Annotated in this window: 5 protein-coding genes; 1 reads left to right on the top strand and 4 read right to left on the bottom strand. The window is 52.7% G+C overall.

Translation table 11 applies throughout. The features are described 5' to 3' along the window. Positions 1–65: 65 nt before the first annotated feature. The 4 genes from H6F91_RS20710 to cobN all read right to left on the bottom strand — a co-directional run bounded on the left by H6F91_RS20710 (position 66) and on the right by cobN (position 10648). Positions 66–986: a DUF4886 domain-containing protein gene (locus H6F91_RS20710; protein WP_190772579.1), complete on the bottom strand. Its 921-nt coding sequence runs from the start codon at positions 984–986 to the stop codon at positions 66–68. 434 nt (positions 987–1420) lie between these two features. Continuing rightward, on the bottom strand, positions 1421–3040 hold the full coding sequence (locus H6F91_RS20705) for a DUF3370 domain-containing protein (protein ID WP_190772580.1): 1620 nt from the start codon (positions 3038–3040) through the stop codon (positions 1421–1423). 893 nt (positions 3041–3933) lie between these two features. Further along, on the bottom strand, positions 3934–6177 hold the full coding sequence (locus H6F91_RS20700; protein WP_190772581.1) for a S8 family serine peptidase: 2244 nt from the start codon (positions 6175–6177) through the stop codon (positions 3934–3936). Positions 6178–6892: 715 nt separating this feature from the next. After that, positions 6893–10648, bottom strand: a complete 3756-nt coding sequence (gene cobN / locus H6F91_RS20695; protein WP_190772582.1) for a cobaltochelatase subunit CobN — start codon at positions 10646–10648, stop codon at positions 6893–6895. An 861-nt stretch (positions 10649–11509) separates the two neighbouring features. Here cobN and H6F91_RS20690 point away from each other — a divergent pair. Next, positions 11510–13231, top strand: coding sequence for an ATP-binding protein (locus H6F91_RS20690; protein WP_190772583.1), 1722 nt, complete (start codon positions 11510–11512; stop codon positions 13229–13231). Positions 13232–13426: the final 195 nt, after the last annotated feature.

The following is a 13426-nucleotide window of genomic DNA, read 5'->3' as shown; positions in this document are numbered from 1 at the left end:
GTGGCGATCGCCAATAGGTGTTGCTGAATGGAGCTATTTCATAGCTTCATTCAGCAACGGAAAAATTAGGGCGTGACGCCAGACAAGGGCGTTGTAGTTACCACATCCCAAACCGTGTTCTGGATGACAGCAGCCAATTCATCGGAAATCGGCTGATCTTCTTGATACGGAGGTGGTACCGGAAGCCCAATGGGGCTGGATTGGAAAATTGTGGCGTAGAATGTCGTTGCCACAATATAGGAACCAACACTGTTTAGATGGCCCCTATCGATGTAAACATCGGTAATTTTGGTAAAGCCTGGTATCTCTCCAGCTTTCATCTTCTGATTGAGCGCATACATGACATGGCCTACTGGAATGAGGCGAAATGGGGAAAAGTTAGGATGCTGCTCATTCAACGTCTGGGTCAGAGTTTCGTAATAATCACGGGTACGTTGTGTGCCATCCCAGCGATCAGTGTACTCGTGTAGCCATTGCGTGTCCCAATCCTGACCGTCATTGCCGGGCCATTGCGCATAGATGAAGACTTGGGCCTCTGGGCTGCGCTCCTTCAGGAGATCAAGGAACTGGGCGATCGTTGTCAAATCATCATTTAGAAGGCGATTGGTCGGTTGCAGCGTTACATAGTCCCAGGTGTAGTTGGCAAAGGCCTGGGGATAGGTACCGTAGGGTTCTTCTCGAAACCCATCATTGGGGTGTTCAAAAATCCATTCCAATGGGGCGCCCGGAATCATGTGACGGCCCCATTCCAGGGGGCGTCCCTGACTTTCCACCATGTCATCAAAGCCCTTGTACAGCACTTCGTCTGTAAGGCTGTTCCCGATGAAGTAGAGGCTGGAAGCGGGGGTAGCTTGGCTACTGGAGACTAAGCTATGGCAAGACCCCAGAGCCACCATGGCGGTAGCCCAAAACCCCAACACTAAATATCTCAACCTGAAGCGGGTTACCCTCCGCTTCCAGGCTGAATGAAAAAAATGACGAATCATCACTAAACCCGCTTTTGGAATCAAGGTTGCAAGACGCCGTTCTGTATAGAGTTATGCAATGTGAAAACATTCGACGTGGAATACGTTACGCTAAAACCCCGTCTTTGTACTTAACTCGTGGCCAGACCACTGTATAAAAACTAAAGCCTAAAAAAAACAGAACGTCCAGTCTGGCAATTTGCGCGTGTCGCGATCGCCAAATATCTTTTTTTATAGCCTTACCCAATCTGATTAGAACAGTATGCTTTTGAAAAGCTGCGCTGAGCGCAGCTTTTCAAAAGCATACTGCCTGGTTCTAGGCGCGTAGCGCTCTAAAAGGAGAGAGGTGGGACGAAGCCTCACCTCTCTCCTTTTATCAGAAGCCTTGTGAGCAATAATTGGCACTCACAAGAAAGCTTCCGTGAAGGCTTCAGTTTGACACGATCGCCCTTCCCCTATTGGCGAGGTCTATTTCCCGTTGGGTGAGGCTCCAGCGAAGTGGGTGTCCCTGGCTGATTACTGAGGGTTGGGTATCCCTCGTCGGGGTTGGGGCGCGGAATGATCGTTGGGGCCAGAGTCTCAATGGTAAGCGCTTGGGGCGGAGTGGCATCGGGAGGGTAAAGAAATTCCACTTCCACATCTCGTTCTTCCCCAGGTCTTAGGGATAAGGTTACGAGAGGTTCACCTTCCTGCCCCCGACGCTGGACGACATGGACATAGCGAGTTTGCTCGGCTCCCCAATCGTTGGTATAGCGAATCCGCAGCGTACCCCGATAGAAGACCCGATCCAGCGGCGGGCGCATAAACCGCAGCCCTCTTCCCTGAAGAGTTTCATCTTTCAAAGGAGTCTGGAAAAGGACAGCCACCTGCTGAGTGCGATCGGTATTGTTCCGCAGGGGCATTTCGATCTGGTAATGAATGCCATAGTTACCATGGGCACGGTAAGCCGTATCGGGGTACCGTGCCAGGATGGGAGCACTTTGAATTTGCCCAGTTCCCAGAGTGTTACGGTCAACTGTGCTGATGGCGTAGGAAATAGATTGCCCTGCCTCGGGAATAGAGAGATGCTCAGAGTCAGAGTCATCAGTCAGGCGAGTGCTCCAGAGCGAACCCTGGGCAACGCCAGCAACGCGACCGTAGTAGAAGCGACGAGAGGAGGTCCGCTGGTTCGGCGGGGTAGGAGGAACATCGCGCGGTCCTGCCAGATCGCCCTGTTGTAACAGACGAATCCAATCCTCTGTACTGGGCGGGATCTCTCGGCCATCCGGAAGGACTCGGCTAAACATCCCTAAACTTGCGACATTGATAGGGCCGTTGCTGTCTAAATAGACCAGGGCTGTACGACCGTTGATCGGGATATCTCGGCCGCGAGGTCGGACGGGACGCGTTGGAGCCAGGGGATTATCGGAGGTGGCTTCTGCTGCATCGAGCCCAGCCTCAGTAGCCGGATCGACAAACAGCGGCAATGGCATACCCTGTTGGAATTCTTGAAGGCTGCGCAGGGGAATGGGAGCACTGAAGAGGAGCTGGGTGCTACCCGGTGGCAAGCGGAAGCGATCAGGCAAAAAGCCTTGGTCAACCCCTCGCAGAATATCCGTGGTGGTGCGGCTACCTGGGCCTGCAAAAGCGCGTCCGGTGGTGTCTGCCACGTAGGAGGGCAAGTCGTAAAAGGGCGCTTCCTGGCTCAGATAACTGACGGCCTGGGATACCTCTACGGTCACCGTCTCGTCGGAAGGGTTATGAACCAGAACCCCTAAAAATAGGGTACGAACGTCTTCGGGGGTCTGCCCCTTAGCAATATGGTGGATGAAAAGATCAAAACGCCCTTCAAATGCATAGTCGAGATGGGCGGAGGGAACCCGCATTCCATCGGGGGGAAAGGTGGACAGCAAGATGCCTTCTTGCTGCACAACTTCGGGGCTGTTGCTGTTGAACACAGGGACTTCGTCCAATTGCCCCGGTAAAGGGCGCACTTCCTGGGGCTCGTAGACGTACTGATGGGGAGTACTCTGGGCCAGGAGTGGCGGTGGTGTGGGAATAGAGACCGGAAGCAAGAATGACAGTAAAGTCAGCATGGGGAGGCAACGAACACGGTAAGGAGCAAACTACAAGAATCGAAAGACAGCGACCTGATTCTGTAGATTTGGCTTCTGCTAAGCTGTCTGTAGACTTTGCAGAAGCCCTACGCATGGGCGATCGCCCATCCCAAATGGGGAGGGAAAACCCCAGTACAATGTGGGCTATGCTCAAGGCAAAAGAAACTTATTTCGACATGTTTCTTAAGAATGAGCCGCCTCTAACCATAACATCCTACGGGAGCAAGACTATCACCGAACTTGACAAGAACCTTAGGGAATATTTAGTGAAAAAGTTTCAAAGTCAGTCTGCCCTAGAGTACCCTGCTGGCTTGTGCGAACAACAGCCATAATCGAGAGGACTATGGTCTTGTTGTAGTAAAACCCAGAGGGCTTCCATGGCTTAGGATTGATTCGGTTTAGAGCTTGAAAAACGCCTTGAGGCCTGGCTTTGCCGTTCATACTTACACTTGCAGCACGTGAACATGGGCCGCTTCTGTAAAAGCGAGCGGGACATAGGGTATATGACGAGCGCTATGCTACTCATCCGGATGAAATCTGCTGTTAGCAAACCAATTGGTCGAGTTGTCGGCTGGCAGTGATGTTTTGGGTGTGGTGTGTAGTGGGTTGTTATGGAAGGAGCACTGAGCGCCCCTTCCATAACAACTCACTACACGTCCAGAACAGTACCTGAATGATTGTCTTACCGCTGCAAGTTAACGTTGCTGAGTCCAAAGAAATAGAAGCCCAATGTTTTGCAAACATCGGGCTTCTTTCATTCAGCAACCCAGGGCTGGTTTAGAAGTTATTTTTTCGTGCGCTTTGCACATGAAAAAACCTTCCAGGGAGTTTTAAAGTGCGCTCCAATATTGACGCAACTTGGATAACCGAAATTAAGCCTGCAAGATGAAGCTTTGAGCGGTCAAGTTTGCCACACCTCTCAAGATTGCAAATCTGCCACCATCGCCAAGTCCCAATTCGGTGCCGTTAGCGTTGTAGTAGAGGGTGTTGCTGGCCTGGCTGTAGACAATCAGCGCACTGCTGTTGTCTACCAGGGTGTTGTTGGCAACCTGGGCAAATTCAGACGCCTGGGAGAAGCCAGTTCCGATCGTGCTGAGCAGGGCTGAGAAGGTGCTCTTGCTCAGCATAATTCGATCAACGCCGTTAATGAAGTCGGTGATCAGGTCGATACCCAGGGATACAGCCCCAAATGCACTGTTAGCGGCGAATCGGAAGGTATCGGCACCGTCTCCACCCGTAAGGCGATCGGAAGCTGCCCCACCGAGTAAGTTGTCAGCCCCAGCTCCACCAATCAGGGAATCGCTACCATTGCTACCGTTGAGCCGATCGTTACCTTGCTCACCCCAGATGATGTCATTACCTGCTGCCCCCGTTGTGTTGTCATTGCCTCGGCCACTCCGCAGGAAGTTAGCGGCGTCATTGCCTGAAATCGTGTCATTGCCATCGCCGCTAAAGGCTTGCTCAATGGTGGTATCAGCAGCGATGGTGAGGGTGCGTCCGGCGATCGTGCTGGTTGAACCAGCCGTTAAATTCAGCACGAGATCGGTGGTTGTAGCAGCGGCATTGAGGGTATCCAGACCACTGTTGTCAGTTAGAGTTGTGCGGGCGGAGTCGTTCGGAACGGTGCCGTAGGCATCTGTGTAGATGTAGACGTTATCGCTGGTGTTCTCGTCGCCATAGACCCGTAATGTCCAGCTTTGCAACACCCCGGTGTCAAATAGGGCGCGATCGCGAACCGTTAAAGTCCAGGTACCCTCACTTTCCTCACCCCAAAATTGGGTAGTGCCAAAGGTAAACCGTAGATTGTCAGAATCCAACCCGTTAGGACTGAACTCCGTCGCTCCTGGACGGCTTGTTAGAATGCTCTCGGTGCCATCAGGGGAGGTCAGCACCAGTTCTAAGTCCCCAATCCAGGTATGGCTAATGTCAACCACTACCTCGACATGGTCGATGTCCATCTCCTCGGTCAGAGTGATCTGGCTGGATACTTCACCATTGTCGGGGATGGCTGCTGCTGGGCTGGAAGACACCTGGGCTTGGGCTTCGTTGCTATAGGTATGCTGGGTTGTCCAAGTTTCTGCCAGGCGGACGGCGGCTCGTGCATCTACGAGCCCGAAGCCGTAGTCGCTGCTGTGGTGTAAGCCACCACCATTCCAGTTAGTGGCTCCATTGGTGAGCCAGGTGTTGTTGTCTACATCGACCTGACGAGCCGAGTAGGCCAGAATCTCCTGAACATCCCGATAACCCAGGTTAGGGTTGGCTTCCAGCATAAGGGCGATCACACCCGTTACCATGGGTGCCGCGGAAGAAGTGCCGCCAAATTGGTTGGTATAGTCATCCCCGCTGTACCCGTCGTATCCTGTGCGATCCGTTGTGACAATGCCATCTTCGGGGGTATCCCCTCCGAAAGCGGATACCAGCAGATTGACACCGGGGCTGCTGTAATAGGTATGCACCCCTGTGTGGGTCAGCGCTGCTACAGCGATGGTGAAGCGGGAATTATTCAGGTTGTGGAAGTTAGCATTATCACCCCACGTCCGGCTATTACCTGCTGCAAAGACAATGGAGGTTCCGAGGCCGCCCCGGCCATTTTCTACGGCGTACTGTAGAGCATCTCGGTAAAAAGGCATGCCCGGCTTGCCGTCAAAGTTATCGTAGAAGGGGTAGCTGTATCCCCAACTGTTATTGACTACATCGAAGTTGGCCATCTGCCGGAACCCATAGCTGGCATTGGCTTCAAAGTTGTAGTCATAGAAGTCAAGGCGAATGCCAGCCAGAGTAGCATCGGGGGCGACACCGGTTCCACCAATGCCGTTGTTTGCCTCAGCGGCAATTAAGCCAGCAACAGAGGTGCCGTGTATGTCGTCATACCAGGTTGGGGCGGCATCGTCGTCGCGCTCGGAGGTGTCGATGTCGATGCTGGTGTCATAGTTATCATTCAGGTCGGGATGGAGGTATTCCACACTGTCGTCCATCACGCCAACCCGTACCCCTCGTCCCGTGTAATCGTCCCACACGGGTAATACGTTCAAATCCATCCCAGCGGTGCCACCAGATTGACCCGTATTGGAAAGGTGCCACTGTTGTGAAAACAGCGGATCATTCGGAGTAGTCATACAATCATTCCTTTGGAAATTGAGTGAAGTTGTGATGGGTGCATCGCTAGAAGTGCGATCGCAAGGCCCATATATTGCGCTGTCTCCTATGCAATTCGCATGCATGCATAGGAGATTAAACTTGAGACGAAATCGGCATTAGAACCTGTGCTTAACATGACCTACAGGACTAGCCGTAATGATTTTGTAAAATCTATGCCGTGAATTTGGAATGCAAATTGTTAGGCATTTCGCGTCTGGGATGTGTTGATTTTGGCAAGGATAACGAGGTGATGTAAGTACCCGACCCGGGTAATTTACAGGTTAAGGACATTCTGCTTAATGCGATGAACCTAGTCAGAACTGCTAAGTCTATTGTTCTGATTTATACCATGATGAATTGTTGGCTATCGTCTTTCATTTCTAACAACAATAGGCTTCCTAAATGACACTTGAGGCCAGTACGAAGTGGTGGAACTCAACTCATGTTGGAAGGTGAGTAGACTTTAACTATCGAGCATTCATGAATTCTGGTATCAAATAACTCAATTCAATCAAACATAAACAGGACTTACGCAAGTCCGCTATCTGTAGCGTATTTGTGTTGTGGGTGGGGTGCGAAGCACCCCACCCACAACACAAATGCGTAAGTCCTGATAAAATTTCCAAAAATTGTGCTGCCTAATAAGCTTGCGACAAAGCTTTCGGAGATTTTATGTTTGCTTACAAACAGGCTCTAACGCGCTTCGATAGTTGCTTCGGCGGCATGGGCGATCGCCCGTAACTCGTCCAATGTTGCCCTATCAACTTGTTGCCAGAGCCCCCGTTGGTGGGCTTCGAGTAGACGTTCCGCCATATCTCGCAAAGCCCAGGGATTTTTAGATTGTACGAACGCCTGTACGGTCTCATCCAGCACATAAGCCTCGGCAACGCCCTGGTACATAAAATCATCGGCGCAACGGGCTGTGGCATCGTAAGCAAATAAGTAATCAACCGTAGCAGCCATTTCGAAGGCTCCCTTATAACCGTGACGCATGACCCCGGCAATCCATTTGGGGTTGATCACACGGGAGCGGTAGACTCGCCGCATTTCCTCCTGCAAGGTACGAACGCGAGGATTTTCGGGCAGACTGTGGTCGCCAAAATATGTGGTGGGATTTTGCCCCGTGAGGGAACGTACCGCAGCGGTCATGCCTCCCTGGAACTGGTAGTAATCATCCGAGTCGAGCAGGTCATGCTCGCGGTTGTCTTGATTGTGCAGCACAATCTGTAGCTGACGCAGACGTTGAGCAAAGGCTTCGGGGGCCGACTGGCCATCCCCCTGGCTGGTGTAGGCGTAGCTGCTCCAATTTAAGTAAGCACGAGCCAGGTCATCATCCGTGCTCCAGTTTTGTGCTTCGATCAAACCCTGAAGCCCGGCTCCATAAGCTCCAGGTTTGGAACCGAAGATTCGCAGGCGCGATCGCCCCTCGGCCTGCTCTGCCGATAGGCCCTGTTGAATCCAGTCCTGGGCTTCCTGGTGCGATCGCGCTGCCAACGGATTCTCCTCTGCCGGCTCAGGTAGAGCGGCGACCGCTTGAACGGCTTGATGAAACAGATCAATCAAATTGGGAAAGGCATCCCGAAAGAAGCCTGAAATTCGCAGGGTCACGTCCACCCGGGGGCGACCCAGGGCCGATACGGGCAAAATTTCAAAATCCACGACTCGACGGGAGGGCCCGTCCCACACGGGACGGACTCCCAGGAGTGCCAGAGCTTCTGCTAAATCATCCCCACCTGTGCGCATCGTAGACGTGCCCCAAATGGACAGCCCCAGGGTTTGGGGATACTCGCCGTTCTCCTGGGTATAGCGCTCGATTAACGTTTCCGCTGCTCGTCGCCCCACATCCCATGCCGTCTCTGTGGGAATGGCGCGAATGTCTACCGAATAGAAGTTACGACCTGTGGGCAGCACATCAGGACGACCCCGGGTTGGAGCTCCAGAGGCACCGCTGGGAACGTAACGGCCATCCAAACCTCGCAGCAGATGGGTGATTTCCTCGGACGTGCGACGCAGGTTGGGTAAGAGGCGATCGCCCACCCATGCCAGCTCTTGAACCGTTGCGGCTCCAGGCCGAAATGGAAAAGCTGTTCCTTCTAAGAGGGATTCCACGAAAGTCGCTGCTGCAATTTCTAACTGTTCAATCACGTCTCCCTGATGACGGCATGGCATGTTGAACAATTTGGGTAAAATACCCTCCCATGGCTCGTTGGGAGTAGCGGTTAGAGGATCGAAGGAAAGTTGCCAATCCTGGGCGATCGCTCGGGTTAAACCGAGTCGCTGAGGGCCAGGGTGACGGGCGATCGCGACCACCAGATCGCGTAGTTGCCGCCCCTCAGGGCATTGACCAAAAACGTGCAGCCCATCACGGATTTGGGCTTCTTTCAGGTCACAAAGGCAGGCATCCAACCCGGTGAGTAAAGCGCCCCAATCCGCGGTTTTCAGGTCAATGGCTTCCGTGGCGCCCAGCCAGGTTTGGAGATCTGCCGTTAAGTTTTCCTGACGGACCAGGGCTTCAATGCGGTCTTGAATCGCAGGCAGCCGGGTGGGATCGAGAGACTGGGCCTCATAATACTCATCCACCAGAGCCTCCAGTTGCATCAACGAGCCGTAAAGTTCGGCACGGGTCATGGGTGGGGTCAGGTGGTCAAGGATAACGGCTTGAGCCCGGCGTTTCGCCTGAGAGCCCTCGCCGGGATCATTGACAATGAAGGGATAGAGGTGAGGTAAGGGACCGAGGGCAATCTCCGGGTAGCAATCCTCAGAGAGAGCCACGCTTTTGCCGGGAAGCCATTCTAGGTTGCCGTGCTTGCCAACGTGGGCGATCGCCTGTGCCCCAAAGTGTTGCCGTAACCACTGGTAATACGCCAAGTAGTCGTGCGTGGGTTCCAGATCAGGCGCGTGGTAGTTGAGGGAGGGATCGCGATCGTAGCCCCGAGGCGGCTGAATTCCTACGAAAACGTTGCCGAATTGAATGCCAGGAATGGGAAAACCTTTGTCTTCGAAATGTTCTGACGATGGTTGCCCCCAGCGCTCAATAATGCCCTGGCGCGCGGCTTCCGGCAATGTATCAAAGAAGGTTTGATACTCTTTTAAGGGAAGGTATTGGTGAACAGCCCGTAAATATTGCCCCTCGGGGTCATTCGTGACTCCCGATGTGAGGCAATCGATCAACGCGTCTCCAGTTTCGGGAACCTCGGTTAGAGTATAGCCAGCATGGTGAAGCGATCGCAAAATCTCCACACAACTGGCGGGCGTATCTAGGCCCACACCGTTGGCCAAGCGACCGTCTCGGCTGGGGTAATTGGCGAGAATGAGCGCAACTTTGCGTTGCTCGGGTGGTGTGCGGCGTAGAGTGACCCAGGCCTGAGCCAGGTCAGCCGTCCACTGAATGCGATCGCCAACCGCCCGATACCCCACGCCCTCGACCTGGAGTTGAGGATGTTGCTGCACCACCGCTTTGAAGGACACTGCGCGGCCGATAATCCGTCCATCCACTTCGGGGAGGGCTACGTTCATGGCCACATCTCGCGGGGAAAGGCCACGGCTCAAAGCTTTCCACTGCTCCTGGGAGCCGCCGCTGAAGATGGTTTGAATGATGGGCACATCGAGCGTCTCCCAAAGCTTGACATCAGGAGCATCTGTGTCCAGCTGAGCCAGGGAGAAGCTTGTGGTGTTCAGTAAGGCATCAATGCCAGGGCCGTCCTTGGGTTGCAGGATAGCCAGTAGATCCTCCTGCGCATCGGGGTCACGCAGGGAGGAGACGAAGATGGGGACGGGTTGCAGATGGCGTTGAGCGATCGCCTGACTTAACGCCTCCACAGGTTCCACATTTCCAGCGAGATAATGTGCCCGATAGAACAAAATCCCCACGCGAGGATCCGTTGCGTTACCCTGCTGAGTCGTATTTAAACAACCGACTCGGGGGACGGGCTTGGGCGGCGGTGGAGCGTCTGGCTGATTCAGGCAAGCATGCTCCAGAAACCGCAACCCATTGACCATATTTTCCAGACCGCCTTCTGTCAGATAACGCCAGAACTGATTCACCAGAGCCAGGGGGACCGTGGAATGGCTGATGAGTTCAGGGTCAGGGCGATCGTCTCCTGGTAACACCAACAGGGCAGCTCCCGTTTGCTCCACGGTTTGCCGCACCACCTCTAGCCCATAGGGCCAGTAAGCCCGCCCACCGAGTAGTCGCAGCACAATGACCGAGGCATGGGCCAGAACCGTGTCAGCGTAGGTATCAATGGTGAGCTGTTGTTGAAGTTGCAGTAGGTTTGCCACCCGCATTTCCGGAAAAGTGGACGGAAGCTGCGCAACAGTGCGGCCCAACAGCAAAATGTCAGTATCAGCCGCTGTCAGAAAAATAATGGGTGCCGGGGTTTGGTCGATAAAGATAACGCCTTCGGTGTCAGGATTCCAGCCACCGGGAGAGGCAGGGAGACGATGCATATACGAAGCTCTGAGCCGCTTATTCAATTTAGACTGAAAGGGCTCAACGTCAGCTAAGTAGCGGAAATCAACCGTGTGTTGGGTGGTGTGGGTGCAAAGCATTCCACACCACCCAACACAGGCATTAAGCCACCAGGTACTAAAAATCCTAAATTGTTTTTGAAGGGTGGGTTGAGCACAACTGCTACGTCTAAGTTTTACGAGTACAGCGAGCTTTGCCTGTCGTACTAGTGACTCAGGTTCAAGGGCTTTATGGCGAACAATTGAAAGCGTTTGATGCAGTACTTATCTTGTTTACTGTGAACATTTACAGGACTTACACATCTTTGTTGTGGGTGGGGTGCAGAGCAGCCTACCCACAACAAAGGTGGTCTAGATATAGCGGACTTGCGTAAGTCCTAATTTATTTTGAATAGTTTTGCAAAGTTCTTTGATTTAAGATTATGAAATAGCTCCAAAATTAAAGTCTTTAGAAGATTTTCAACAATGAATTACCCCCAGGATGTTGGTGCTTTGCCCGCTTCGTGGGCGAAGCACCAACATCCTGAGTAAATTCTTATGCAGAAACCTCCTTAGAAGAATCCTCTAAAGTATTGATTTAAGAAAGTGATGAGAGTGCCTTTAGACTTTCTTAGGGGCTATCATAAAAAGCTTATGTTTGCCAGGATGAGCAGTTGAGCAAGGTAGCATAGATTACGAAGAAACTGCGAACTGGCATTTGGGGCGATCGCCCGACTATCACAATCTGTCCACTTCTAATCCAATTCGTCCGTCGAGTTTTTCTATAGTTCATTGAATGGATATAGATAGTGGTTTGGCATTTGACCCAAAACCCGTTGCTGCACCCTGACAGACTCCTCTATGCCCGATTCAGACGATGCCATATTTTGCCAGATGTTGCCGGTCAAAACCTTCGAGCAGTTGCGTGAACTGCTGCGACGGATGGCTCAACGGATGGGCGCACAGGCCATTTTCTTAACAGAAGAAATTTTTATCTCTTCCCGCACACCTTTGCTGAGCAATGCAGAGAGTTTTGGGTTGGTGATCTCGCCTGCCTTCAGCGCTCTGCTAACCGCTCGTCCCATTGGCTCAGCTGAATCCAACGGTCATGCGTCGGGGGTGGAAGCTGATACCTATGCTGTCGCTTTAAGTTTTGAGCCGGGAGCGATTTCAGCATTTTTAGACTATGTGATTCAAAAGCTTCAGTCCCGCTCTACTCTGGTCGAAACCCTGGAAAAGTTTCTGCCTGTACCTCGGCTCAACGATCCCCAGGTTCAAAGTGAATTCACTCTACAACTGGCTCGTCTGCTGGCCCCGGCCCCGGTGACAACTGGCAGTGTGTCCCTCAATGGAGCACAGCCCCAACGGGATACCCTGGAACAGCAAGTTATAGAACGCACCCAGGATTTACACGATGCGATGCTGGCTGCAGAAACGGCTAGTCGTGCCAAGAGCGAATTCATTGCTGCCATTAGCCACGAGCTGCGTACCCCTCTGACCGCCATTATTGGCATGTCTGCAACTCTACTGCGCTGGTCTCTAGGGGAGTTAAACGATCGCCAACGGGGCTTTATTCAAACTATCTACGACAGTGGCCAGCACTTGCTGGAGCTGATTAATGACATTCTGGATTTATCCCAACTAGAGGCAGGCAATACTGTCCTCAAATTATCGGCCTTTTCCTTGACCCTGTTGTCACAGCAAACCCTCAAAATTATGCAGGACGTGGCTGACCAGAGAGGCGTCAATTTAGAACTAGACTCCCGTGTCGATGGGGGACGCGATCGCTTCATCGCTGATCCCTATCGGGTACAACAAATCCTTCTGAACTTGTTGAGCAATGCGATCAAATTCACCCCTGACGGGGGCCATGTTACCCTACGAGTGTTTGCCGACGAGAACTCAGCCATTTTGCAGGTAAAAGATACCGGCATTGGTATTCCAGAAGAGAAGCGATCGCTCCTGTTCCAAAAGTTTCAGCAACTCGATACTTCTTACCATCGGGTTTATCAGGGAACAGGGCTGGGATTAGCCCTGACCAAGCAATTGGTAGAACTGCATGGGGGTCGCATCACTGTCGATTCAACCGTAGGGGTCGGTACGGTCTTCACCATACAACTCCCCGCCCGAGCTGATGTCCACGGTTCTATCCCCGAAAGCCCTCTGGGCCTTGCTACCGACAGTGGCCAAAAGCGGATCGTCTTGGTGGAGAACCACGAAGAAAGTGCCAACATCCTCTGTGATATGCTCACGACCGCAGGTTACCAACTGGTTTGGATTCTTGAAAGCTCCACAGCCCTGAACCAGATTGAAGTTCTCCAACCCGATGCGGTGATTACGGGTGTCGATGAACCCAACATCGATGGCTTTGAGCTGATCCGCCATCTGCGACAAAACCCTACAACTAAGCATCTCAAAGTTCTGGCGATCGTAGCCCCCAATGCCCAGGACTCCCAAGCTCGTTCCCTGCAGGTGGGAGCCGACGATTGCCTGATACGTCCTATCCAACCGACCCAGGTGCTGCCTAAAATCATGCTACTGACCAGTCGTTTAAGCACGTCAGTATCTGAAGCAAGCAAATAATTGCTAGGTTCTATAGATCTGTGCGCGTTGATTAAGTAACCTCAGTTCGGGTTAAGGGCTTTTTCGAGTGCCGCGCTTCGCGCGGCACTCGAAAAACAGCAATTCTCATTTTGAATTGAAGCCTGAAAATAGCCCGCCGAAGGCGGGCTATTTTCAGGCTTCAAAGCCGAGAGTTCGCGCCCGTCGGGCGCGAAC

This window comes from Leptolyngbya sp. FACHB-8, from assembly GCF_014695575.1.
In the GTDB taxonomy this organism is placed as follows: Bacteria; Cyanobacteriota; Cyanobacteriia; order Elainellales; family Elainellaceae; genus Vacuolonema.
This window is presented reverse-complemented; position numbering and strand designations above follow the sequence as displayed.